26 protein-coding genes, 1 tRNA gene and 1 riboswitch are annotated in these 23,550 nt (G+C 68.7%); of the genes, 12 read left to right on the top strand and 15 right to left on the bottom strand.

What is annotated here, in order from left to right; translation table 11 throughout:
• Positions 1-4: 4 nt before the first annotated feature.
• From ACZ7KF_RS17315 to ACZ7KF_RS17305, 3 genes are all read right to left on the bottom strand, one after another.
• Positions 5-667, bottom strand: coding sequence for a methyltransferase domain-containing protein (locus tag ACZ7KF_RS17315; protein ID WP_471074915.1), 663 nt, complete (start codon positions 665-667; stop codon positions 5-7).
• A 551-nt stretch (positions 668-1,218) separates the two neighbouring features.
• Positions 1,219-2,121 (bottom strand): radical SAM protein, encoded by a 903-nt coding sequence (locus tag ACZ7KF_RS17310; RefSeq protein ID WP_471074912.1) that lies wholly within the window; start codon positions 2,119-2,121, stop codon positions 1,219-1,221.
• Between the two features lie 64 nt (positions 2,122-2,185).
• The gene (locus tag ACZ7KF_RS17305; protein ID WP_471074909.1) at positions 2,186-2,920 is read right to left on the bottom strand and encodes an HAD family hydrolase; all 735 of its coding nucleotides are present in this window, start codon (positions 2,918-2,920) and stop codon (positions 2,186-2,188) included.
• A gap of 97 nt (positions 2,921-3,017) precedes the next feature.
• Between ACZ7KF_RS17305 and ACZ7KF_RS17300 the strand changes: the two genes are divergently transcribed.
• Both ACZ7KF_RS17300 and ACZ7KF_RS17295 read left to right on the top strand, forming a co-directional pair.
• Positions 3,018-3,791 (top strand): XRE family transcriptional regulator, encoded by a 774-nt coding sequence (locus ACZ7KF_RS17300; RefSeq protein WP_471075457.1) that lies wholly within the window; start codon positions 3,018-3,020, stop codon positions 3,789-3,791.
• Positions 3,778-4,245, top strand: coding sequence for an NUDIX hydrolase (locus tag ACZ7KF_RS17295; protein WP_471074905.1), 468 nt, complete (start codon positions 3,778-3,780; stop codon positions 4,243-4,245). The genes ACZ7KF_RS17300 and ACZ7KF_RS17295 overlap by 14 nt, the downstream gene beginning before the upstream one ends.
• Here the strand turns inward: ACZ7KF_RS17295 and ACZ7KF_RS17290 are convergent.
• From ACZ7KF_RS17290 to ACZ7KF_RS17275, 4 genes are all read right to left on the bottom strand, one after another.
• Positions 4,233-4,796: an HD domain-containing protein gene (locus ACZ7KF_RS17290; protein ID WP_471074902.1), complete on the bottom strand. Its 564-nt coding sequence runs from the start codon at positions 4,794-4,796 to the stop codon at positions 4,233-4,235. The genes ACZ7KF_RS17295 and ACZ7KF_RS17290 overlap by 13 nt on opposite strands.
• A 104-nt stretch (positions 4,797-4,900) precedes the next feature.
• Positions 4,901-6,706: a DEAD/DEAH box helicase gene (locus ACZ7KF_RS17285; RefSeq protein ID WP_471074899.1), complete on the bottom strand. Its 1,806-nt coding sequence runs from the start codon at positions 6,704-6,706 to the stop codon at positions 4,901-4,903.
• Positions 6,703-8,136 (bottom strand): hypothetical protein, encoded by a 1,434-nt coding sequence (locus tag ACZ7KF_RS17280; protein WP_471074896.1) that lies wholly within the window; start codon positions 8,134-8,136, stop codon positions 6,703-6,705. Before ACZ7KF_RS17280 ends, ACZ7KF_RS17285 begins: the two co-directional genes overlap by 4 nt.
• Positions 8,137-8,192: 56 nt before the next feature.
• Complete coding sequence (locus ACZ7KF_RS17275) at positions 8,193-8,891, bottom strand: hypothetical protein (protein ID WP_471074893.1); 699 nt, start codon at positions 8,889-8,891, stop codon at positions 8,193-8,195.
• 354 nt (positions 8,892-9,245) lie between these two features.
• On the opposite strand from ACZ7KF_RS17275, the gene ACZ7KF_RS17270 reads away from it, so the two are divergent.
• On the top strand, positions 9,246-10,250 hold the full coding sequence (locus ACZ7KF_RS17270) for a hypothetical protein (RefSeq protein WP_471074890.1): 1,005 nt from the start codon (positions 9,246-9,248) through the stop codon (positions 10,248-10,250).
• A gap of 24 nt (positions 10,251-10,274) precedes the next feature.
• On the opposite strand, the gene ACZ7KF_RS17265 is transcribed toward ACZ7KF_RS17270, so the two are convergent.
• Positions 10,275-10,907, bottom strand: a complete 633-nt coding sequence (locus ACZ7KF_RS17265; protein ID WP_471074887.1) for an ATP-binding protein — start codon at positions 10,905-10,907, stop codon at positions 10,275-10,277.
• Between the two features lie 218 nt (positions 10,908-11,125).
• On the opposite strand from ACZ7KF_RS17265, the gene ACZ7KF_RS17260 reads away from it, so the two are divergent.
• Positions 11,126-11,971 (top strand): helix-turn-helix domain-containing protein, encoded by an 846-nt coding sequence (locus ACZ7KF_RS17260; protein ID WP_471074884.1) that lies wholly within the window; start codon positions 11,126-11,128, stop codon positions 11,969-11,971.
• Positions 11,972-12,187, top strand: a complete 216-nt coding sequence (locus ACZ7KF_RS17255; RefSeq protein WP_471074882.1) for a DUF397 domain-containing protein — start codon at positions 11,972-11,974, stop codon at positions 12,185-12,187.
• A 402-nt stretch (positions 12,188-12,589) separates the two neighbouring features.
• Here the strand turns inward: ACZ7KF_RS17255 and ACZ7KF_RS17250 are convergent, their stop codons facing one another.
• On the bottom strand, positions 12,590-13,087 hold the full coding sequence (locus ACZ7KF_RS17250) for a DUF2267 domain-containing protein (RefSeq protein ID WP_471074879.1): 498 nt from the start codon (positions 13,085-13,087) through the stop codon (positions 12,590-12,592).
• 200 nt (positions 13,088-13,287) lie between these two features.
• On the bottom strand, positions 13,288-13,752 hold the full coding sequence (locus tag ACZ7KF_RS17245) for an Hsp20/alpha crystallin family protein (RefSeq protein ID WP_471074876.1): 465 nt from the start codon (positions 13,750-13,752) through the stop codon (positions 13,288-13,290).
• Between the two features lie 158 nt (positions 13,753-13,910).
• On the opposite strand from ACZ7KF_RS17245, the gene ACZ7KF_RS17240 reads away from it, so the two are divergent.
• On the top strand, positions 13,911-14,213 hold the full coding sequence (locus tag ACZ7KF_RS17240) for a hypothetical protein (RefSeq protein ID WP_471074873.1): 303 nt from the start codon (positions 13,911-13,913) through the stop codon (positions 14,211-14,213).
• A gap of 126 nt (positions 14,214-14,339) precedes the next feature.
• On the opposite strand, the gene ACZ7KF_RS17235 is transcribed toward ACZ7KF_RS17240, so the two are convergent.
• Positions 14,340-15,296 carry a GlxA family transcriptional regulator gene (locus tag ACZ7KF_RS17235; protein WP_471074870.1) on the bottom strand — a complete coding sequence of 319 codons (957 nt, stop codon included), beginning with the start codon at positions 15,294-15,296 and terminating at the stop codon, positions 14,340-14,342.
• Positions 15,297-15,448: 152 nt separating this feature from the next.
• Between ACZ7KF_RS17235 and ACZ7KF_RS17230 the strand changes: the two genes are divergently transcribed.
• A complete protein-coding gene (locus ACZ7KF_RS17230) occupies positions 15,449-16,039 on the top strand; it encodes a hypothetical protein (RefSeq protein ID WP_471074867.1) in 591 nt (196 codons plus the stop codon).
• 198 nt (positions 16,040-16,237) lie between these two features.
• Here ACZ7KF_RS17230 and ACZ7KF_RS17225 read toward each other — a convergent pair whose 3' ends face one another.
• Together ACZ7KF_RS17225 and ACZ7KF_RS17220 are read right to left on the bottom strand one after the other, a co-directional pair.
• Complete coding sequence (locus ACZ7KF_RS17225) at positions 16,238-17,800, bottom strand: MFS transporter (RefSeq protein WP_471074864.1); 1,563 nt, start codon at positions 17,798-17,800, stop codon at positions 16,238-16,240.
• 62 nt (positions 17,801-17,862) lie between these two features.
• Positions 17,863-19,176, bottom strand: a complete 1,314-nt coding sequence (locus tag ACZ7KF_RS17220; protein ID WP_471074861.1) for a DUF445 domain-containing protein — start codon at positions 19,174-19,176, stop codon at positions 17,863-17,865.
• Positions 19,177-19,373: 197 nt separating this feature from the next.
• On the opposite strand from ACZ7KF_RS17220, the gene ACZ7KF_RS17215 reads away from it, so the two are divergent.
• Both ACZ7KF_RS17215 and rdgB read left to right on the top strand, forming a co-directional pair.
• Positions 19,374-20,708 carry an SGNH/GDSL hydrolase family protein gene (locus ACZ7KF_RS17215; RefSeq protein WP_471074858.1) on the top strand — a complete coding sequence of 445 codons (1,335 nt, stop codon included), beginning with the start codon at positions 19,374-19,376 and terminating at the stop codon, positions 20,706-20,708.
• 46 nt (positions 20,709-20,754) lie between these two features.
• Complete coding sequence (gene rdgB / locus ACZ7KF_RS17210; RefSeq protein ID WP_471074855.1) at positions 20,755-21,357, top strand: RdgB/HAM1 family non-canonical purine NTP pyrophosphatase; 603 nt, start codon at positions 20,755-20,757, stop codon at positions 21,355-21,357.
• A 42-nt stretch (positions 21,358-21,399) separates the two neighbouring features.
• On the opposite strand, the gene ACZ7KF_RS17205 is transcribed toward rdgB, so the two are convergent.
• Positions 21,400-21,483: transfer RNA gene (locus tag ACZ7KF_RS17205), tRNA-Leu, on the bottom strand.
• A gap of 237 nt (positions 21,484-21,720) precedes the next feature.
• Positions 21,721-22,188 (bottom strand): thioredoxin-dependent thiol peroxidase, encoded by a 468-nt coding sequence (bcp, locus tag ACZ7KF_RS17200; protein ID WP_471074852.1) that lies wholly within the window; start codon positions 22,186-22,188, stop codon positions 21,721-21,723.
• A gap of 93 nt (positions 22,189-22,281) precedes the next feature.
• Here bcp and ACZ7KF_RS17195 point away from each other — a divergent pair, with 93 nt between their 5' ends.
• From ACZ7KF_RS17195 to sugE, 3 genes are all read left to right on the top strand, one after another.
• Positions 22,282-22,611, top strand: a complete 330-nt coding sequence (locus tag ACZ7KF_RS17195; RefSeq protein ID WP_471074849.1) for a DUF3618 domain-containing protein — start codon at positions 22,282-22,284, stop codon at positions 22,609-22,611.
• Positions 22,612-22,654: 43 nt separating this feature from the next.
• A complete protein-coding gene (locus ACZ7KF_RS17190; protein ID WP_471074846.1) occupies positions 22,655-23,014 on the top strand; it encodes a GroES family chaperonin in 360 nt (119 codons plus the stop codon).
• Positions 23,015-23,114: 100 nt separating this feature from the next.
• Positions 23,115-23,183: riboswitch (guanidine-III (ykkC-III) riboswitch) on the top strand.
• A gap of 38 nt (positions 23,184-23,221) precedes the next feature.
• Positions 23,222-23,542, top strand: coding sequence for a quaternary ammonium compound efflux SMR transporter SugE (sugE, locus tag ACZ7KF_RS17185; protein WP_353754266.1), 321 nt, complete (start codon positions 23,222-23,224; stop codon positions 23,540-23,542).
• Positions 23,543-23,550 lie beyond the last annotated feature (8 nt).

The following is a 23,550-nucleotide window of genomic DNA, read 5'->3' as shown; positions in this document are numbered from 1 at the left end:
TCTCTCAGAGACGGTCAGCGAGGGTGGACGAACGGGCCGCCAGGAGCAGGCCCATGCGATGGATGTGGTCATGCGGCTGGCCGATGTGGGGCCGTTCGGTGAACTCGTTCGTGCGCAGGGTGAGCAGGACGTCCCAGTCGCCGAGGAAGTGACGGTGCAGGCGCTCGGGAGAGGTGTAGTGCTCCACCAAGTGGTGACGCTTTTCGACAGGCATCATGAACTCCGCACCGAACACACCTCCCGGGCGGACCAGGCGCTGCATGCGGTCGACGAACTCGGCGAGCGGACGGTGGTGGTTGGCACTGTAGTGCCACGAGCAGCTCGTCCAGACCGCCTCGCACTGCATGTCCAGGGGTTCCCCCGTAAGAAAGTCCTCTTCGCTCACCTGCACACGGGCATGGAGTTCCTCCAGCTTCAGCCGGTCGATCAATCCCATGGTGTGCACCTCGCTGTTATCCGGAAGGCGGATGCCACCTCCGTGCACGGCGAGTGCGTCGCGTTCGATCGCCACCACGCGGTACCCAGCGGCGGCCAGAGGCAGGACGAACTTTCCGTCGCTCGCACCGACGACTGCGATGGTGGCATCAGGGGCAACGCGTTCCCGCAGGACCGCGAGAAACTGCGGGAAGAAGGTGAGGGTGTGCTCCCACAGGCTCTGTGACTGCACGGGAAGGTGCTCCTTGCGTATCGGTGGCGGTGATCACGCGGAGGACCTCTTCGGGCGTGAGCCCCGTAGTGTCGATGCGCTGCATCGGGAACGAGGCGTAGGCATCCGTCACTCGGTCCATAACGGTTTCCGTCAGCGCGTCCCATCGCGATGTCGGCTTGTTCCGTGCTGCGAGGCGACGACGGCGTTCGTCGTCAGCGCAGACGAGGTGGTAGGTGACGGGCATGGGGAGCCAGGCCGGCAGAGTGACGCCGAGCCTGGCGCCCAGGGCCCGGTGGCTGGTGAGACACCGGGCGAAGTAGCTCTCCACGACGACGGGAACGCCACCTCTAAGGTGGCGCTGAATCTCTTCGGCCGCCGTGAACAGTGCGGACAGGTAAAGGCACATCCGGGCTTCGACGTTGGTCCGCTTATCCACTTCGCGTCTGAGGGGCTGGTACAAGGCAGGCACGGTGGGGACAAGGACGGCTTGGCGGGCAGCGGCAAGCATCGGTGCGATCGTCGACTTCCCGGTGCCCCGTAAGCCCTCCAGACTTTCAAATGCCGGTTGATCAGGCACGGCCGTACACCACGTCCGGTACTCGGAGCGTGAGTTCGTCCGTGGCTGAGGGCCTGTGAACGATACGGTTCTCGGTCTTCTCGTACCAGAACGCCTGGGAGTCCTTACCCACCGCCTTGCAGGACATGGTGAGCGCACCACGCGGGTCGGCCTCGATCCGGTCGATCTCACGAAGGCCGCCGGACGGAACGCAGACCTCCGGAGCGCCGTGCTCGGAAAGGTCCTCGTCAACGATCACTTCAAGCGGCAGCTTGGTCTCCGTGAGCTCTTCGCGGAGCCGACCGTAAGCGGCTTCTTCCGTGACCAGCAGCTCAGGGTGGTCGGCGGCATTGCCGACCGGCCGCAAGTGGTGGAGCTTCAGTTGCCGGACCCCGAGCTGCGCCAGGATACTGGCGAGGGGAAGTACCTCCCTGATGTTCCGGGAGGTCACGGTCATGGTCGCGCCCGCCGGAACACCGAGGTCCCGTGCCAGACTGAGTGAGCTGAGGGCGCTCTGATAGCTGCCGCGCTTGCGGATGCCGTCGTTGGTCGAGCCGACACCCTCCAGGGAGACCCGGAGCAGGTCCAAGTACGGAGCGATCTCGCTCAGGCGGCGCTCAATCCGGTATCCGTTGGTGCAGATCTCGACGCGCTGGCCCAGTTCCCGCTTTGCATGCCGGACGACCTGCGGGAGCTCTCGGTGGACGAACGGTTCTCCGCCGAGGAGGGTTATGGCCTCCGTGCCGTATTCGTCTCGCATCAGGGTGCAAAGCCTGACGGCTTCTTCGGCGGTGAAGGCGTCAGCGTGCTGGAGCCGCTTGCCGTGGAAGCAGTGCAGGCACACAAAGTTGCAGCGGTACAACAGCTGCAGATACAGCATCCGGATCTTCCTGATCCCGGTGACTTCCCCGATCACATGGGCTCCTTCGGCTGACTGCCTAACGGGAACCCTGATGGTGGCCGCCTGACAGAGGACCTCGTCACCGCGTTCGAGGACAGTCCAGGGACGTCCTGGGACGTTTCACATGCCCCGCGAAGGACTCCAGGATGCTGAGAACCCGCCTGGTGTCCGAAAGGTCGGGCAGGATTTCGTGGGCACCGGCAGCGGCCAGCTCCTCGGGACTGTGGACACCGGAGGCGACCGCGAGGATCCCGGATCCAGTACCCAGGGCTGCCTCCACGTCCCGGGGGGTGTCACCCACCAGGACGACGGGCACATCGGCCGGCACACCACGGAGCCGCTGTATGCGTTCGCGGGCGACCTCGACAAGTCCGGGACGGAGCTCGGCGTCCGCTCCGTAGGCGCCCACAGGCAAATCCAACAGTGAGTCGAGGCCGAAGGCGGACAGCTTCACGTGCGCGTTGGCGGCGATGTTGCCGGTCAGGACAGAGGAGACCCAGCCGCTCCGCGTGGAAGCGGCCTTCAGCACCTCATGAACCCCTGGCAAAGCCGTCCCGCGCAGGCGAAGGTCATACCAGCGGTCATGCCCAGCCCGCTCGAGAATGTCTTCGATGATGGACCACTCAGGCACGGGCAGCCCGTCGCGGAGGAACATGTCGCGCATGATGAGCCGATCCGTGCGCCCCTCGGTGTGCGCCGGCCCCGACGGCTCACGTCCCGCGAGTGATGAGAAGGCGGCAGCGTATATCTCCTTGCTGACACCCGCGTTCTCAATGAGGGTGTGGTCGATGTCCCACAGCACGATGAGCTCCATGGCGCCAGGGTAGGCAGTCGATTCGGTGCTCTGCTTCCGTGACAACGTCCCATAACGTCCTTGCGCGATCACGCAATGGACGGCTTCCATGGCCACTGTGAACGACCGACTACACTCCGTGCTCGCGCAGCGCGGTGTCTCGCCCGAATCGCTCGCGGAAGTCTGCGAGGTGGATCCCAAGACGGTGAGCCGGTGGCTGGGAGGGCGTGTTCCACACGCACGGCATCGCTTCCGCGTCGCCCGCCACCTGCGCGTGGAAGAGACCTTCCTTTGGCCGACTCCGTCTCGACGGTCCGGCCGAGCGCGTGACGGGTTAGGCACCGAGCTGATCGGTGCCTATCAGAACCGGGCCAGCGTGCCGCGGGACGTCTGGCTCTCTCTGCTGCGAGAGGCCCAGCACGAGATCAGTGTCCTCGTCTTCTCGGGCACGTTCTTCGCGCAGTCCAATCCGCATGTTGCCAAAATGCTCTCCGAGCGTGCTGCGGAGGGGATCCGGGTGCGCCTGTGCTTCGGTGACCCGGACGGTCAGGCAGTCGCGATCCGAGGCCGCGAAGAGGGAATCGGCGACACCCTGGCCGCCAAGATCCGGGCGTCGCTGACGTACTACCGGCCCCTGCTGGGTGAGGCTGGGTGTGCCGTACGCCTCCACGACACCACGCTCTACACGTCCATGTTCCGCTACGACGACAACCTTCTGGTCAACCCCCATATCTGGGGACAGCCGGCCAGCGCCAACCCCCTGCTCCACCTCAAGAGGGCTGAGGGAACGGGATGGTTCGACAGTTACGCTCAGAGCTTCGACTCCGTCTGGGCCGCTGCACGGCCGTGGACACCCGACCACGAGAGGACCGCTGCCCATGGGCAGGACTGAGTACTACAACGACCCGGCTGCCCCGAAGGCAAACACCCTCATCCCCGCCAGCAACCTGCTCGTCGTCGACGAGACCGGGGCCATCCTTCTCCAGCGCCGCCGTGACACCGGCCAGTGGGCGCTTCCCGGAGGTGCGCAGGACATCGGCGAGACCGCGGCAGAGTGCGCAGTGCGCGAGTGTCTGGAAGAGACCGGCATCGTCGCCGTAATCACCGGCTTCCTTGGCGTCTACACCAACCCGAACCACATCGTCGCCTACAGCGACGGAGAGATTCGGCAGCAGTACGAGAACACGTACATCGGCCGTCCCGTCGGCGGGGCCCCCACGATCAACGACGAGGCCGACGGGGTCCGCTTCGTCCAGCCGGCCGACCTCGACGAGTACGACATCCACCCGAGCATGCGCCAGCAGATCGGGGACTACCTGGCTGGCACCTACCCCTACCTCGGCTGAGCCGCCAACGCTGCCTCGATCCTCTGCACTGAGGAGATGATTTCCGGCGCTGCACGGCGGATGAACCGGCCGACCACACTGTCCGCGCCGTAGCGGCTGACGATCTCCATGATCCGCTCCTGCGCACCGGTCCGGCCGCCGTCCGGCGTCGTCGTCATGTCGCAGTAGACGAGGGCGTCCCTCAGCAGTGGATCGTCCAGCAACGGAAACTCCGACGCCAACTCGTCGCGGAGTCCCCACCCATCGGCCTCCAGCAGGGCAAACGAGTGGTTCGCGACCAGCCGCACCAGCCGGTCATCGGCCCCGTGCTGGTCACGAAGAAACCTTGCCCCGTCCAGCGGGTGGAACCCCGTCACGGCCAGTCGAGGTGCGTACCCGACGTCGTGCAGTGTGGCGGCAGCGGTCAGCAGGTCGGCGTCCTTGCCAAGAAGCTGCCGGATTCCAATCGCACGCTCAGTCACTCCTTGCGTATGCGCCCACCGCCGTGGAAGCGCAGCACTGAGCTCGGTTTCCGCTACCCGCGCCGCCCACTCCATCATCAGATCGGCCATGCCCGGCTTCCTGCCCCAAAGAGCCCTGGGCCATTCAGGTCGCACAGCCTGGCGCCGTGCCGGTGAACCCATCGGCACCGCGCGGCGTGAGGCCGGGATCCGTCTCATGCACCACCGATGTGCCGGAGCAGCGCCTCGATGTCACCGGGAGCCAGTCCAGCCGCCACGGAGGGCTCTTCCTCCAGGTCAGCCAGTTGCTGAACCGTGGGGTCATCAAGGATCTTCCCCATGAATTCGAGCTTCTGGTCCAGCCGCACCTCAACGACTTCGTCGATCGTGCCGCGCGCCGCGATCACGGTCACCCTTGTTTCCGTGCCGGGGGCAAGGCCGAGGCGGTGGATCCGGTCCAGGCTCTGCAGGTAACGGCCGGCCATGAAGTCCCGGTCCACGTACACCGCGTCGTGGCACACGTGGTGCAGGCTGATCCCCTCTCCCAGAGTCGCCGGGTTGGAGATCAGCACCATGCAGCTGGGATCCTCACGGAAGCGGCGCAACTGCTCCTCCCGGTCGGGCGTGCCCCCGTACACCACAGCCGGGCTGTACTCCTGAAGCATCTGGGCCAGGGTGGCCAAGCTGCGCACGAAAGTCGTCCACACCAGGGTCTTGCGGCCCTGCGCGGCATTCTCGGCGATGATCGCCAGCGCTTCCTTGTACTTGGGGGACAGCTCATAGTCCGGCAGGTTCTGCATCAGCGAATACAGGGAGCTGTCGGCCGGGATCTCCAGCGGCGGCAACTGGTAGGCGAGCGGCTCGTGCTTGGTCGCGCCTTCCAGCAGCAGGGCCGGGCTGGTCGCCGCCATCAGCAGACGCAGCGCTGTCTTGCCGAGCGCGCTGAGGTCGTCGCGTGCGGTGCCGTTGGACATGCCGCCCACCAGAGAGCTGTAGATCTCGGCGTGCAGTGCCGGCATGTCGACGTAGCGCATCCGCAGGGTCATCGGCGGCAGGCCGAGTTCCTGCTTGGTCGTCCGGGTGAACAGCGGCCGCAGGACCGTGCTCGCGTATGCCAGGTCTCCGCCCGAGACCGCCCTGGTGACCGCCCGCTGGCCATGGCCTGGCCAGACGAAGCCCATGAGGTTCTCCAGGTCCTTGGCGCCGTTCGGAGCGGGCGTTCCGGTCAGGATGAGCCGGCGTTCAGCGAGCGGACCCAGCGCCATGCATGCGGCGCCATACGTTCCGCGCGCGCCGAGCTTCATCCGGTGAGCCTCGTCGAGGATGATCATCGAAGGGGCGGCCTTGAGCCAGTTCGCCAAGAGCGGCAACGAACGGTCCAGGCGCTCATAGTTGACGATGAGCACTTCGGCCCACTCATCCAGAGAGCCGTCGAGCACATGGGTGCGCAGCGGGTAGTTGAAGCAGACGGCGGTCTCGTAACGCCATGACTCATAGGCTGACTTGGGGCAGACGACCAGCAGCCTGCTAGCGGCGCCCTGCTCCCGCTCGGCGGCGTAGACCGCGAGCGCTACACGGGTCTTGCCGGCGCCGGGCACGCTGAAGTTCGCTCCGTGCCCGAGTGAGAGCAGCTTGGCGACGTCCCGGCGCTGGAAGGCGTTGAGGTCTTCCTTCCAGGTGTCTCCGAGCATGCTCAGCACATCGTCGGCAGCGGCCTCCGGGGGGACCGAGGAGCCGGCCAGACGCTCTTCGACCAGCCTGGAGTCCTTGACCACCCCGGATACGAGGTTCCGGAGTTCCGGGGTCCACTCGACGCCGGCCGGGTCGGGCCAGCTGCTGAGGACAGGCAGATTCACCAGGAGCTCGTCCAGCGCCACCGAGGCGGAGAGCGGGCCCAGCTGGCCGCCGGTACGGAACCGGCCGGCCAGCTGGACGAGGTCCTGCCGATACTGCTCTGTGGTCCGCAGGACCACGCGGGTACGCGAATCGTCGAACCCGAGGTGCAGGGACGTTTCCGTCACTGGGTGGCCTCCGCGGTGGCGGCTGCGAGGAGCCAGGAGACACCGTCCCCAGGGTTCGGAATCCCGCGTCCGGCCTGCTGGGCGAGCTTGCGCAGACTGCCCCGGAGCTTGAGTACAGCCTCGTCGAAGGCCTCCTCGTCCAGGCTGTTCGAGGTGCGTGCCTGAACCAGCTCGATGACGCACTGGTCGATGTTGACGCACGCGTCAGCGAGCCGGGCCGGCGCGAGCTGCTTGCGCTTGCGGAGCCGGGCGTCACGGCCAGCGTTCTCGATCGCCCGGTCGAAGGCATCCTTGGCCTGGTCGAGCAGGGCCTGAGCCGAGGCCTTTTCGCTGTCGGGCAGCCCCGCAGTCGTATCGCGGACGGTAGCTGCCGCCCGGAGGATACGGTCGTTCAGCGCACGGGCCGCCGATACGGCCGACGTGGTCGCCGGCACCTCTAGGTCCAGCCCGGGGATGGACACCGACTCAGGCTGGGTGACGGTCCCGCTGTCAGCCAGCTCCGGCGGAAGCACCTCCTCCAGGTACCCCTCCGCCAGGAACGCCTCGTCGATGTGACGCAGGTCCGTCTTCGAGAAGTTCAGCAGGATCGCGGCCAGACGCCGCTCCTTCACGATTTCAGCCTGGTCCCGGTCCAGGGTTTCCAACTTCGCGTAAAGGCGCTGGAGTTCCTTGAGACGCTCCTGCGCCCCCTCCCAGTCAACGAGTCTCAGCGCGACTCCCCCGCCGCTCGCGCTGCGGTCGTTCAACTCCTTGATCGTGCTGAGAATCCACCGCTCCTGGTGGTACGTCGCCGTCCGGATCCGGAACTCCTTGGCGATCTGCTCGGGCGTCCGGCCCATCGCCGCCTGCTCTTCCATGGCGATCAGCCGGTTGATGTACGAGTAGTCGCGCCGCTGGTCCTGGCGGAGCTGGAGCGCCAGCTCCACAGCGTCGATGTCGGCCTGCGTGAACGACGACGGGAGTACGCCTACCCTCATCGACTGCTTGCCCAGCTCCCGCAAGGCGACGGCACGCGTGTTGCCGTTCACCAGAACGCCGTGGTGGGTGACGAGTCCCGGCTCGTTCTGGCCGAACTTGTCCAGATCCTCCTTCAGCTTGTCGAAGTCGGGATCCCGCAAATCCGGGTCAGAAGGCTTGGCCTGGAGCAGGCTGCGCAGGTAGTCCTGACCAGCCTCCCCGAAGGGGTCCTTGTCCAGGTTCCGGTCCTGATCCGGCCTGTGGCTGCGCTGGGCACGGATCCGGTGCGTACCCGGGTTGAGGTAGAGGTCGTTCAACGGCAGGTCGATTACATCGACATGAATCTGCTGTCCGTTCCAGTCGACCGTGACGGTTTCCCGGGTACCTCCGGCGGCCCTCACCTCCTCCAGCCTCTTCTTGATCAACTCACTGACCGTCTCCGCGCGCGGCGGCGGCGGGAACTCCCGCACCATGTCCTTCCCCGTCCCTTCTCTTGCCGGTCCTGTCAGCTTGCGTTGCCGGTCTTGGATCAGTCGGCCAGGTCACCGATGGCCTGCGCCACCGATGCGCGCGACTCCTGGGGCAGCGTCCGGTAGATGCCCCAGATCTTCTCGATCGGGCTGAACGAGCGCTGGTCGGCGTCGATCCACTTAGCGAAGAGACGCCGCTCCACCGACGAGAGGTTCTCCACAAGCTCCAGCAGCGCCCCGAGGTCGACCTCACGGTCCGCCCCGCCGCCGGTCCCACACTTCTTGCACTCGGTCACGAGCTGGTAGTCAGCGGTGCCGCCAGACTGGAGCACCTTACGCCGGGCGACGTTGAGCTTGGCAAGATCGATTCCGCCGTCCTCGTACGCTTCGCCGGCGCCAATGCCACACGACCGGCACAGGTGGTTGTCGTCCTGGAGGACCTTGGCGCGCTGAGCGGCGGTCAGGCTGGCCTTGTGCTTCGGTGCCTTCGACTTTCCAGGGATCCAGACGTCCGCGCCCCTGGTCACGAACCGCTGTTCCTGCTGGAGCAGGGAGGGGTCGTCGCGGTTCGTGTCGATCCGCCAGCCGTGGTCACGCAGGTCCCGCAGCCTGCGGTCGATCTGCGCGACGTCCGGGAACGTCTCGCGCAGCTGCGCCTTGGTGAAGATGTTGCCCTCCTCCACAACGGAGACCAGCCACAGCGCTGCCCGGACCATGCTTCCGAACTTCTTGTCCTGGTAGGACGGGATCTCTTCCACTAACGCCTCCGTGAACTCGTTCCGATAGCACACCTGTTAAGCGGAGAGCACTGACGCCGCGACTGACAGTGCACAGCGCAAAGCTCCGCGTTCCCCCGCCTCCCAGCGGCTTATCCAGCTGACATCACACCAACGCGGAAGTCCAGCCCCTTCCTGACTTGCCCGAGTAAAGCAAATCCGCAGTGCTGGACTTGCTCCGTACGAGCAAGTCCAGCACCCAAAGGAACCCAAAGGGAAAGAGCGGGAAACGCAAGCGCGGAAGCGACTACAGAGGCACAATTACGTCGGCACAGAGCGGGCCTTGGGGGATGACTGCCCTCACCCCCGCCCGAGCGTCCCGGGGAGGGGAATCGCATGTCATCAACCGGAAACAGCCCGGTCGTGGGTCGTTGGCTGGATCCCGGCAAGGGCTTCAAAGGCGACGTACGACCCAGGAAGCGGCGACTCGCCCTGCAACTCCGGGCCTTGTGCCGCCTGCTACGACCAGAAGACCTGGGTGAAGCAGGAGAAAGGACACTTAAGCAGGCAGAGGCGGCAGCCCGGCTGGACTGCTCCGCGGACATGTTGTCCCGGTACCTGAACACCTCAAGGATCCCTGGCCGGGATTTCATTGAGCGCCTGCACAAGGAAGCTTGCGTTGACGCCACCGCCAGGGGCCAGGACGTCGGCATCACCCGCGAAGCGCTGCTCGACCTCCATACCAGCGCCCTAGGGGAACAGCGAGGCTGCGAGTACTGCCCGGATCTCGGCGGACGAATCGATTCGCTCACCCGGCAGCTGAACGCTCCTTGCCCGGCTTGCGCGACGCACGAGCGGCAACAGGAAGCCCGTCGGCGGCAACGGAAACAGCTCGCCGCCCGACTGCGATCCGCCAGGAGAGAAGAGGCAAGGCTGCGGACGGCGGTGGCCGATTTGAGGGCCGCAGTGGCCGATTTGGAGACCAAGGTGACTGAAAAAGCAGTCAGCGAAGCCGGCCTGCGGGAACGTCTGGCGGCGGTACAGAGTGGCAGGGCTCAGCTGCCGGTCCCCCGTCGGCCAAGGGACCGGCAGCTGAGCACGAAAGACGTGTCGGCGGCACGGCAGCTGGTGGCGCAGGCCGAAGAACTGGACAGCTCCGGTCGGGAAGACCTCGCCTTCACCCTGCTCCGGCAGAGCACGACAGAGCTGCTCACCCCGGCCGAGACCGCGCTGGTGGTGGCAGAGCTGAGGTATCGCGAGCGAGGCCACCTGGCCGATGACCTGATCCACGTCTACGGGCGGGACCAGGAAAATCAGGACGTCATGGCGGTAGCCCTAGAGCTGCACGAAGAAGGCGCGCCAGATGATGCCGGCGCCATGCTGCGAGCCGCGCTCGGTTAATGCGCCGGCGCGCGGCGCTCGCGGTCAGGCCGCGTCCGCTCCGGCCTCATAGCTCGTCTGGACACGGTCCAGAAAGTCATCGGGATCGTACCCACGTGCGGCGCTCCAATGGAGCAGGCCGACAATCAGCTCGACCGCGGACTCCTCAAGTCGGGCCTCCCAGCTCCGCCCTTGCCGCTCCGGGGCATCTCCAGTGCTTTGGTACGCCTCCAGCAGACCGACAGCGCGCTCGATTCGACGGCAGCCCGCCCCCAAGCTGAGCGGCACCTCGCACCACACCGCCTTACCGGCGGCGGTAAGAACCACGCCCCAGTCAGCGGTCAGGCTAGCGACGAGGTGCAGGCCCCGGCCGCACTCGTCGTAGCATCCTGCCTTCCCGGGGGTCGGGAGGGCAGGGCTCCTGTCGTGAACCTCCAGCCGTAGACGGTTACTCCTCCACTCCAGCACCAGTGCTGCCGGCGCACCGTCCCCCACGTGCCTGACAACGTTCGTCGCGAGCTCGGTGACAATGACTTCGGCCTCGTCGACAGCTGCCAGCATTCCCCACCTAGACAGCTGCCTCGCCGCTGCGTTCCGCAGCAGGCCTACCTCAACTGGCGCCGCCGTGAAAGGCAAGACACAGCGCAGCCGGCAATCGGTCGTTCCGGAGATGTGCATGACCACCCTCCCTACCAAGCCACGCACATGCCCGCGCCTGCCGTATCCGAACGGCTGCATCGCGTAGCGGTCTGAGGCCGAGCATGGCACATGAGAACTCTCGCCATGCAACTTCTCAGGCATCCCGATCGAGTGAATCCGGTGGTGAGCCCGGTTCAGTGCTACCTAGCCTGTGGAGATCTCGGGGCCACCATCCCGGTACACGGTGAAGGAGTCGAATGTCCGAGCGAACCACCACTCGCCGACGCCAGCTTGGCGCGACCTTGCGTAAGTTGCGTGCTCACAGAGGCCTAACGCTCGAGGAGGCCGGGCGGCTCGTCGGTGTCTCGAAGGCGACGGTCAGCCGGTACGAAACTCAGGCTGGGCCAGTCAGGTGGATCGTCGTTGAAGCTCTGTGCCGTGAGTACGGAGCGACTGAGGCCGAGACAAGGACCGTGATCGGCCTGGCGAAGGACGCCAAGCAGGAGGGATGGTGGAACTCGTTCGCGGACTCCATCCCCGAGAGCATGAACCTGCTGCTCACTCTTGAGGACGATGCCGTCCGCGAGAGCCACTTCTCGTGCGTCTACGTGCCCGGTCTCCTCCAGACGCGGGCTTACAGCACCGCACTTCAGAAGGCCAACGAAGTTCCCCTTGCTCAGGAGGAGATCGAGCGCCTGGTTGACATCCGCATGAAGCGGCAGGAGATCCTCATCCGGCCGAACCCGCCGCGGCTGTGGGCGATCCTTGATGAGTCGGTCATCCGCCGCGTCGTCGGATCACCTCCGCTCATGAAAGAGCAGCTCGGCCGACTGCTGGAAGCGAACGAGTCGCCTCACATCACTCTCCAGATACTGCCCTTCTCCAAGGGAGCGCACGCCGCGGCGCTGGGAAGCTTCGTCATCATCGGTGCCCCCGAACCGGCCCTTGACGTGGTGTACGTCGACTTCCACGCCGGCTCTCTCTTCCTGGAGAAGGACGAGGAGCTGGACCGCTACAGACTTGCGTTCGAGTACCTTCAGGCACAAGCGTTGGATATGGAGTCCTCGTCCGCCATGATCCATCGCGCCCTCAAGGAGCTGTGAATGTCCGTCGGCACTCAGCCCATCACCGAGCCCAGGTGGTTCAAGTCGTCGTACAGCGGTGGCAACGCGACCGAGTGTGTTGAGTGTGCGTACGTCAGCAACGGCATCAGCGTTCGGGACTCGAAGTTCGCTGACGGGCCAGTCATCCCCGTTCGCACCCGCGCTTGGCTCCCCTTTCTCGAGTCATTGGCTCAGCCACTGCCGCTGGACCGCTGAACGCACCCAGCGTGGGACGCGGTGCCCCCTCCGCCGATCTGAGGGCCTAGGTGAGTGATCAAGTCCTCGGCCATGTTGAGCGGTCTCTTCGTGCCCGTCCGAACCGGGACACGGTGGTGCACAAGCGTCGAACGGTCGGCGCACGGACTGGCGGCGCATTTGGGTGCGTGTCGAGCGGAGGGCCATGGACAGGATCGGCGTTCAGCGCTGGAACGGCACCGAGTACGGGGCTCTTATGGAAGGCGTCACATAGCTCGCGTGGCTCGGTTCTCTGGTGTGGCGGGACACGAACGAGCCCGTGATGTGGCGGGCCGTCGAAATGGAACTCCTGCCGGGTAGGGCGGCTTATCGGCCGGAGGCCTGGTCGGGCGCCGCAACAGGGTGTGCGGCGCCCATCGCGTACTACGCCGTCGGCGCCAAGTCCGCCCGGCCGAACAGCAGGGCGTAGCCCGGGGGGAGCTGGGAAAGGACTCGGGTGGTCAAGGTTTCGCCGAGGCGGTCCGCCAGGACGCTGAGTACCGAGCTGACGTCCCAGCGGGCCGTCGCCGGGGTCGAGTTCTCGATGCGGGTTGCCACCGAGTCGACGAACTCGCGAGCGGTCAGGGGGTGGGGCACGGGGATCTGGGACGCGATCACCCGGCCCGCCTCCTGGGGAAGCGCCTGGGCCAGGGCCACGCGTTCGTCACCGGTGACGTGGGTGCCCAGAGCCGAAAGGACGACGCGGGTGACGCGTTCGGCCTCCGCTCGCGTGGCGTACTGACCCGCCTCCCGTACCGCCTCGGTCAGTTCCTCCCACCGCGCGGCGTCCGCAGCCTCGCCTGCGTGCAGTGAAGGGCCTGTGCGCAGGGAAGAAGCGGGGATCGTGGTTCTCGTCTGCGGCTGCGGCGTCGTCACGGTCATCGTGGTGGTTCCTCCTCCGGGACACTTCCGGGCACCGGGCATCCGGATATCCGGACGTCTGGTACCCCGCAATGGGGCGCGTATGAGCGGTAGTTCGGCCAATGTGCGGCATGTGGTCTCATACGGCCTGTGGGGCAGTGAGTGGGCAGAGGGTGGCCCGGGGCGCGGGTCGGGGGGCTGTCACGTCCCGGGGCCGCGGTTCAGGCCTTGGCGGGCAGTTCGGCACGGCCGTCGGCCGAGCCGCTGAGCTGTTTGCGGTCTCCGCCCCCGGCGCTGATCCGGATACGACGCGGCTTGGCCTGTTCGGCCACCGGGATGCGCAGGGTCAGGACGCCGGTCTCGTACGAGGCGTCGATGCGGTCGGTGTCGAGCGCGTCCCCCAGGAACAGCCGGCGGGTGAAGGTGCCCGTGGGCCGTTCGGCGAGCAGCATGTCCGCGTCCTCGGGAGCGGGGTTCCGCCGCTCGGCGCGGACGTTGAGGACGTTGCGCTCGACGTCGAGTTCGATCGTCTCGGGGTCGATGCCGGGAAGGTCGAAGTGGACGAGGAAGTCGTCCCCGCTGCGGTAGGCGTCCATGGGCATCACGGGCGGGCGGCCGGCGTGCGTGGCGAGCATGTGCTGCGCGAGCCGGTCGATTCCACGGAACGGGTCCGTACGCACGAGCATCACAGGTCGCTCCTCTCCTCTGGCACTGGGTGCGATGCCCTACGGGTTCTTATATAGCTCGCCGCCGGAAAGTTGACAAGCGGCGACTCAGGTTCGGCTCGGCCCCTGGCCTGCGCGTTAGCCTCGAGCGCAGACATACGGAATACGAGGAGGCACTCATGGCCAGGGTTCCCAGTGCAGTCGTCGCCGCCACCGGACTCGTCGGCGGCTACGGTGTCGCCCGCTGGACGAAGAAGCGTCAGCTGGGCGGGGCCGTGCTGGCCGTGGCCGGGGCCGCCGCCGCGCGGCAGTGGCGGGCGCAGGCCGGCGGGAAGGCCGCGGGCGCGCTGACCGCCGCCTATGTCGCCGCCTTCGCCGGGTCCCACCCGCTCGCCAAGAAGGTCGGCGCCTGGCCCTCCGTCCTCGGTGTCGCCGGCGCCGTCGCCCTCGCCTCCTGGGCCGTGGCCGACCGCAGGGCCTGATCCGACGGGCTGCGTGCGCGGGGCTCGCCGTCTCCTGAGGCTCCCTCACGGGGCCCCCGTGCCCCGGCCACGCCCGCCGGGACTCCCTCTCCCCCTACGGCTCCCTCTCCCCGCCAACGGCTCCCGCTACGACGTCCTCTCCCCCGCCCGGAAGGCCCTCCGGTAAGCCTGCGGGCTCGTCCCCACCACCCTGCGGAAGCGTTCCCGGAAGGCCGTGGGGGAGCCGAAGCCCGTCTGGGCGGCGATGCGCTCGACGGGGTGGTCCGTGGTCTCCAGCAGGTGCTGGGCCCGCCGCACCCGCGCCCGGTGCAGCCACTGGAGCGGTGTCGTACCGGTCTGGTCGCGGAAGCGGCGGTTGAGGGTGCGGGTGCTCATCCCGGCCTTCGCCGCGATCTCCTCCAGCGTCAGGTCCCGGTCACCGTGGTCCTCCAGCCACGCCAGCAGCGGTTCCAGGGTGGCACCGGCCGGGGCGGGCGGCAGGTCGTGGACGATGAACTGGGCCTGCCCGCCCTCCCGTTCCAGCGGCATCACGGACATCCGGGCCGCGTGCGCGGCGACCGCCGAGCCGAAGTCCCTGCGGATCATGTGCAGGCACATGTCCAGGGCCGCCGCGGCACCCGCCGAGGTCAGGAACTGGCCGTTGTCGACGTACAGGACGTTCGGGTCGACCGTCACCTCCGGGTGGCGTGCGGCCAGGTCCGGTGCCGCGGCCCAGTGGGTCGTCGCGCGCAGCCCGTCCAGCAGACCCGTCGCCGCGAAGAGGAACGCGCCCACGCAGATCGACGCGATACGGGTGCCGTTCGCCGCCGCCGCGCGCAGGGCCTCCGCGACCCCGGGCGGCAGCGCCTGCGGGGGTTCCGCGACCCCGGGCAGGATGATCGTGTCCGCTTCCGCCAGCGCGTCCAGGCCGTACGGCGCGCGGACCGTGAAGGCGCCCGCGCTCACCTCCTCCCGCTCCGAGCACACCCGCACCCGGTAGGGCTCCCGGCCGTCGGGCAGCCGCGCCCAGCCGAAGGTGTCGACGGGGGCGGAGAGATCGAACGGGATGACCCCGTCCAGCGCCAGTACGGCCACGGTGTGCATGGCGGGAATCTAGCGGTACGACGGGTCTTCGCCAACCAAGCCCCACGGGGGTGTCGGGTTGGAAGTCGTCGTGGCAGCGGGTGGCGGGAATCCGTTGGGAGGTGGCAATCTCGCCACTGTCGCGAGATCCCGCCGCCTCCTACCGTCCCCCCGTGACCAAGTTCCTCCTCGCCGTGCACGTCATCGCCGCGATCCTCGCCGTCGGGCCCGTCGCCGTCGCCGCCAGCATGTTCCCGCCCGCCGCCCGCCGCGCCCTGGCCGCCGGCGCCAGCGCCTCCCACGCCTCCCACGCCTCGGACGCCTCCCACGCCTCGGACGGCCTCATCGGCTCCGGCGACCCCGGCGGCCACCCGGGCGGCTCCGACGGCCCCAACGGCCTCGACGGTTTCAACGGTTTCGGCGGTCTCGGCGGTCTCGACGCCCCCGGGACGCTGCGGCTGCTGCACCGGATCTGCCGGGTGTACGCCGTCGTCGGCGTCGTCGTCCCCGTGTTCGGGTTCGCGACGGCGAGCGAGATGGGCGTGCTCGGCAGCGCCTGGCTGATCGTGTCGATCGCGCTGACCGCCCTCGCCGCCCTCGTCCTCGCCGCGTCGGTGCTGCCGGCCCAGCACGCGTTCGTCGAGGGCGCCGGTACGGCCGCGTCGGCCGCCCGGCTCGCCATGTCCACCGGGTTGTTCAACCTGCTGTGGGCCGCCGTGACCGTCCTGATGATCGTGCGGCCCGGCTCCACGACAGGCGCGTAGCCGACGAGGGCACAGGGGGGTCACCGGTTACCGGCCTGCCCCACCGCCGGCGACGCACACACGGGCCACCGCCCGACCGCCGCGGCCTGCCGCCGTCGGCGACGCACACACGGGTCACCGCCCGCCCGCCGGCGGCCTGCCGCCGCCGACTCACACGCGGGTTCCCGGCCTGCCGTCGCCGGCGGCGCACACGCGAGGTCACGGCCTGCTGGCCGCCGGTGGGGCCGCCGGGCCGCGGCCCTGCGGGCCCGTACCCGTGCCCGGCCCCTGCCCCGGCCGGGCACTCCGCGTCGCCGCCTTCGCCCGGTCCGCCACCGCCGTCAGCGGGCGGGCGATGTCCTCCAGGGAGCGGCGCTCGGCCCGCACCGCCAGGAACGCCGCGACCAGGCCGGCCGCGCACATCAGCGTCGCGCCGACGCAGAAGGCGAGGACGGTGTCACCGACCTTGCCGGTGCTCGTGAGGTCGGCGAAGAGCAGCGGGCCGCTGATGCCGCCGGCCGCCGTACCGAGGGCGTAGAAGAAGGCGATGGACATCGCCCGCGTCTCCATCGGGAAGATCTCCGACACCGTGAGGTAGGCGCTGGAGGCGCCCGCCGAGGCGAAGAACAGCACCACGCACCAGCACGCCGTCAGCGTGCCCGCGCTCAGCGAACCCCGGTCGAACAGCCATGCCGTGCCGAACAGCAGGAGGCCCGAGAGCAGATACGTCGAGGAGATCATGATCCTGCGGCCGACCGTGTCGAAGAGCTTGCCGAGCAGCAGGGGGCCGCAGAAGTTGCCGACCGCGATCACCGCGAAGTAGTAGCCGGTGTGGTCCGCGGGCACGTCGAAGAACTTGGTCAGGATGGCGCCGAAGCCGAAGGTGATGGCGTTGTACAGGAACGCCTGGCCGATGAAGAGGGAGAAGCCGAGCACCGCGCGCTTGCGGTACTGCCCGAAGACGGTGCGGGCGATCTCCAGGAAGGTCACGCTCCGGCGCTGGTGGATCTCCAGCTCGCCCTGCGGCTCCGGCAGCCGCTCGCCCTTCTCCGCCTCCACCTGGCGCTCGATGTCGGAGACGATCTCCTCCGCCTCCCGGTCCCGGCCGTGGATCAGCAGCCAGCGCGGGCTCTCCGGGACGTGCCGTCGTACGAGCAGGATGACCAGGGCCAGGACGGCACCGAGGGCGAAGGTCAGGCGCCAGCCGACGTTCGCGGCCAGCAGGTCCGTGTTCAGCGCGACGATCGACAGCAGCGAGCCGCCGACCGCGCCCAGCCAGAAACTGCCGTTGATGATCAGATCGACCCGGCCGCGGTAGTTCGCCGGGATCAGCTCGTCGATCGCCGAGTTGATCGCCGCGTACTCACCGCCGATGCCGAAGCCGGTCAGAAAACGGAACAGGAAGAACCACCAGGCCTCCCAGGAGACGGCCGTCAGGGCGGTCGCGGCCAGATACACCGCCAGGGTGATCATGAAGAGCTTCTTGCGGCCCCAGCGATCGGTCAGCCGGCCCCAGAACAGGGCACCCACACAGGCGCCCGCCACATACAGCGCGGCGGCCACACCGGTGATCTGCCCGGAGGTGATCGACAGGCCGCTGCCCGGCTCCGCCAGCCGGCTCGCGATGTTGCCGACGACCGTGACCTCCAGGCCGTCCAGGATCCACACGGTCCCCAGACCGATGACGATCGTCCAGTGCCAGCGTGACCAGGGCAACCGGTCCAGCCGGGCGGGAATGTCGGTGGTGATGGTCCGGCCGGTCGCGGCCTCGGCTCTGCTCATGGGGCTCCCTCCTCGCCGAAGGACGGGGATCGGGTGCCCTGACCTGCCCGGAACAGTCCCGGTCAGGCACCCAGCCCGCGCGAGACCGCGTAGATCAGCAGCCCCGCCAGGGACCCCACCACCGTGCCGTTGATCCGGATGAACTGCAGGTCGCGGCCGATGTGCGCCTCGATCTTCCGGGTGGTGTGCTCGGCGTCCCAGCCCGCCACCGTGTCCGTGATCAGCGAGGTGATCTCCTTGCGGTACGTCGTCACGACGTGCACCGCCGCACCCTCCACCCAGCTGTCGACCTTCTGCTGCACCTTCGGCTCCGTCGCCATCCGCGACCCCAGCGCCAGCAACGCGGCCCGCACCCGCTGCCGCAGCTGGCTGCGCTCGTCCTCCGCCGCCGCCACGATCATCGACCGTACGGCCGTCCACGCCGACGCGATCAGATCCTGCACCTCGCCCCGGCCCAGCACCTCGCCCTTCAGCCGCTCCACCCGCGCCCGCGTCTCCGTGTCGGACTGCAGGTCGGACGCGAAGTCGGTGAGGAAACGGTCCAGCGCGCCGCGCGCCGGATGCCCCGGCATGTCCCGCATCTCCGTGACGAACCGCAGCAGCTCCTTGTAGACCCGGTCCCCCACCTTCCGGTCCACGAACCGCGGCGTCCAGCCCGGCGCACCGCCCTCCACGGCCACCATCACATCGTCCCGGTGCAGCACCAGCCAGTCGTGCGCGCGGGACACCACCAGGTCCACCGCCCGCCGGTGACCACCGTCGGCGACGACCTTCTCCAGCATCTTGCCGATGCCCGGAGCGATCTCCTGCGCGTTCGCCCGCCGGGTGATCGCCTCCCCGACGACCGCCTGCACATCCGAGTCCCGCAGCACCGTCAGCGCCCCGCGCAGCGCCGTGGCCAGCTCCGCCGTGACCCGGTCCGCGTGCTCCGGTTCCGCCAGCCAGGCCCCGAGCCGGCTGCCGATGCCGACCGCCCGCAGCCGTTGCCGCACGACGTCCTGGGAGAGGAAGTTCTCCCCCACGAACTCCCCCAGCGACTCCCCCAGCTGGTCCTTCTTGGTCGGGATGATCGCGGTGTGCGGGATGGGCAGCCCGAGCGGATGCCGGAACAGCGCCGTGACGGCGAACCAGTCGGCGAGCGCGCCCACCATGCCCGCCTCGGCCGCCGCCGCCACATAATCCGCCCACGCCCCGGCCCCCGCGTGCCCGGCCGTCTTCGCCAGGACGTAGACCACCGCCACCAGCAGCAGCAGCCCCGTCGCCGTCAGCTTCATCCGCCGCACCCCGCGCCGGCGCTCCTCGTCGGCCGGGGTGAACGCCGTCATGGTCCGGTACGAGGCCACCGGCCCCGGTGTTCCCGTCTCCGTAGGTTCCATCAGCTCCACCCGTTCGGTGATCCCGCCCACAATTGTCCCTTCCTGACCGACTCCCGGAACGGAACAGGAGTTCCCGGCGTCTGTCTGAACGGGAGTAGTGGCAGGGTCCTGTCAGACTTCCCCGGCCCATGACGCATCATGGGACTCAGCAAGATCGGAGCCTCGGGCTCCCATCTCCCGAGGAGAACAACACAAGCGTGACCAAGCGTCATGGTTATTCGGTGCTCGGCGCGCTCGTCGCCCTGGTCATCACGGTGTCCGCCGCCATATACGCCACCGTGGCGGCCGACGACGGCACCCCGCGCGGCACCCTCACCGGCAGCCGCCCCCACCGCGACTCCGCCGCCGCCCCCGCCTCCACCGGCACCTGGGTGGGCGCCTGGGCCACCGCCCCCGTCGGCGGCGAACCCGGCACCGAGACGACCGGCCTGGCCGGCCACACCGTACGCAACGTGATCCACACCAGCGCCGGCGGTACGAGCGCCCGCGTCACGCTGTCCAACCTCTACGGCCAGTCACCCCTCACTCTCACCCACGCCTCCGTCGCCCTCTCCACCGGCGACGGCGCCGCGGCCGCCGACGCGGAGACGATGCGCCGCCTCACCTTCAACGGCAGCACCGGCATCGTCATACCCGCCGGCGGACAGGCCGTCAGCGACGCCGTGCGCCTCACCGTCCCGCTCGGCGCCGACGTCCTCGTCACCACCTACTCCCCCACCCCGTCCGGCCCGGTCACCTACCACCCCCACGCCCGGCAGCTGTCCTACGTCGCCACCGGCGACCGCACCGAGGACACCACCGGCACGCCGTACACCGAACAGACCCCGTACTGGCGCTATCTGACGGCCCTTGACGTCCTCAGCAACGACTCCGCCGGCACCGTCGTCGTCTTCGGCGACTCCATCACCGACGGCATCACCTCCACCGTGGGCGCCAACCACCGCTGGCCCGACATCCTGTCCGGCCGGCTGCGCAGCGCCCTGGAGGACGGCGGACAACTCCCCCGCTACAGCGTCGTCAACGAGGGCATCAGCGGCAACCAGGTCCTCGCCGACGGCCTCGGCCGGCCCGCCGAGAACCAGAGCGGCCTCGCCCGTTTCGGCCGCGACGCACTGGCCCGCACCAACGTCAAGGTCGTCGTCATCGACCTCGGCGTCAACGACATCCTCCGCAACCGCAGGCTCGCCGACCCCGACCGCGTCGTCACCGGCCTGCGCACCCTGGTCCGCCAGGCGCACGCCCGCGGCCTGAGGGTCGTCGGCGCCACCCTGATGCCCTTCGAGGGCCACCGCGGCTACACCCCGGCCCGGGAAGCGGTACGGCAGCAGATCAACGCCCGGATCCGGGCCGGCGGCGTCTACGACTCCGTCGTCGACTTCGACAAGGCCCTCCGCGACCCCTACGACCCCCGCCGGCTGCGCCCCGAGTACGACTCCGGCGACCACCTCCACCCCAGCGATCTGGGCTTCCGCACCATGGCCGACACCTTCGACCTGCGCGCGCTGAAGGGCGCGGGACAGGCCGAGCTGTAGCGGACCGGACGGATCCCCGGCCGGAGGGCGAGGAATACTGGCGGGCATGACCCGCTTGATCCTCGCCACCCGCAACGCCGGAAAGATCACCGAGCTGAGGGCGATCCTCGCCGAAGCCGGGCTCCCCCACGAGCTGATCGGCGCCGACGCCTACCCCGACATCCCCGACGTCAAGGAAACGGGCGTCACCTTCGCCGAGAACGCCCTGCTCAAGGCGCACGCCCTGGCCCGGGCCACCGGGCTCCCCGCCGTCGCCGACGACTCCGGCCTCTGCGTGGACGTACTGAACGGCGCCCCCGGCATCTTCTCCGCCCGCTGGGCCGGCCGCCACGGCGACGACAAGGCCAACCTGGACCTCCTGCTGGCCCAGCTCTCCGACATCGCGGAGGAGCACCGCGCCGCCCACTTCGCCTGCGCGGCGGCGCTCGCCCTGCCGGACGGCACGGAGAGGGTGGTCGAGGGACAGCTGAGGGGCACCCTGCGCCACACCCCCGCGGGCACGAACGGCTTCGGCTACGACCCGGTCCTCCAGCCGGAGGGCGAGACCCGCACCTGCGCCGAACTGAGTCCCGCGGAGAAGAACGCGATCAGCCACCGCGGCAAGGCGTTCCGGGCGCTGGTGCCGGTGGTGCGGGAGTTGCTGGGCTGAGAACACCGGAGGGGCCGCCCGCAACGGACGGCCCCTCGCGCGTGCGGCCGGTGGGACTCGAACCCACACGGGATTTCTCCCACGGGCACCTAAAACCCGCGCGTATGCCTATTTCGCCACGGCCGCCCCAAAACGGACCAATCACTCGCAGCCCGTTTTGCCTCGCCCAGTGTACGGGGCTGCGCCTTTCACCGTCGGCCGCCTCGACATCAGGCGCCCGCGCACGCATGGCAGTTGGGGCGACCGAACCGAAGGCTTCCGATGCGGCCGCCCCGCCGGGGCCGGCCGGTCGCGCCGGGGAGCACGCGGAACGGCCCGCGCCGGGTCCTCCCGGGGCGGGCCGTCGTCCGTGGGTGCGGGGGCTCAGATGCCCAGGTCCTTGATGATCTTCGCCACGTGACCGGTGGCGCGGACGTTGTACAAGGCCCGCTCGACCTTGCCCTGCTCGTCCACGACGATCGTGGAGCGGATGACGCCCATGTACGTCTTGCCGTAGTTCTTCTTCTCGCCGTAGGCGCCGTAGGCCTCGATGACCTTCTTGTCGGGGTCGGCGAGGAGCGTGATCCCGAGGGACTCCTTTTCGCGGAACTTCGCCAGCTTCTCGGGGCTGTCGGGGCTGACGCCGATGACGTCGTAGCCGGCGGAGGCCAGGACCTCCAGGTTGTCCGTGAAGTCGCAGGCCTGCTTGGTGCAGCCGGGGGTAAGGGCGGCCGGGTAGAAGTAGACGATGACCTTGCGGCCCTGGTGGGCGGAAAGGGACACCTCGTTGCCGTCGGCGTCGGGGAGGGTGAAGGCGGGGGCCACGTCCCCCGGCTGGAGTCGCTCGCTCATCGGGCCAGCGTAACCGGGGGGCCTTGCGGTGCGCCGGGAGCAGAAGCTGACAGACTGTTCGGGACAGCATCAGGAGACTTCGGAGGCCGTACGGTGGCGGACACGTCGGACACCAGAACCCCGGCGCAGATCGAGGCGGACATCAAGCGCCGCCGCGAAGTGCTGGCCGAGACGCTCGACGAGATCGGGGTGCGCGTGCACCCGAAGACCATCGCCGGGGACGCGAAGGCCAAGGTCGTCGCCAAGGTCGATCACACGATCGGACGGGCGTACGTACAGGTCAACCGGTTGGTGAGTGAGGTACGGGCGCAGTTCGTCGACGAGGACGGCGCGCTGCGGGTGGAGCGGGCCCTGCCGGTCGCGCTGCTCGCCGTCGGTGTCGTCGGACTGCTCACCGTGGGCTCCCGGCGACGCAAGGGCTGACCCGGGCGGGTACGGGCAGGGCGAGGACAGGTAGGTTCGAGGCGTGAGCGCCAACAGAAACGAGCACAGAAGCCCCCATGACGACAAGCTTCCCATCCGGATGCTGCACGACCGGGTTCTGGTCAAGCAGGACGCCGGTGAGGGCGAGCGGCGGTCGGGGGGCGGCATTCTGATTCCCGCCACCGCGGCGGTCGGCCGGCGGCTGGCCTGGGCCGAGGTCGTCGCGGTCGGGCAGAACGTGCGGACCGTGGAGCCGGGTGACCGGGTCCTGTACGACCCGGAGGACCGGGCCGAGGTCGAGGTGCGGGGCGTGGCCTACGTGCTCATGCGCGAGCGGGATCTGCACGCCGTGGCCGCGGACCGCTTCGAGGGGTCGGAGGACTCCACGGGCCTGTACCTGTAGGACGGCCGGTACGGCCTGCCACGGCGGCTGCCGGTGGCACGGCCGGTGAGGCGATGCGGAAAGGGGCCGGTGACGATGGTCACCGGCCCCTTTTCGTGTGCCTTTGCTATGTTCGGGAGCGAGCCCGACGAGACGCGCCGTACCGGGATGCAGGCAAAGACGACGCACCGGAGAGAAGAGTCGTCGTTCGTCTCGGAGGTGCCTGTCGTGGCCTGGGTTCTGCTTGTCGTCGCCGGTCTGCTGGAAGTCGGCTGGTCGATCGGGATGAAGTACAGCGAGGGTTTCACCCGGCTGGTGCCCAGTGTGCTCACCGGTGCCGGCATCGTCGCCAGCATGGTCCTGCTGTCGTACGCCGCGAAGTCCCTGCCCATCGGTACGGCCTACGGCGTGTGGGTGGGGATCGGGGCGGCCGGTGCGGCGGTGCTCGGCATGGTGGTGCTGGGTGAGCCGGTCACCGCCGCCCGCATCTTCTTCGTGTGTCTGCTGCTGGTCGCCGTGGTGGGGCTGAAGGCGACCAGCGGTCACTGAGTCGTCGG

It is taken from the genome of Streptomyces sp. NPDC038200 (assembly GCF_055600785.1).
Note: the sequence above shows the minus strand (reverse complement) of the source record. Positions and strands in the feature narration are given on the sequence as shown.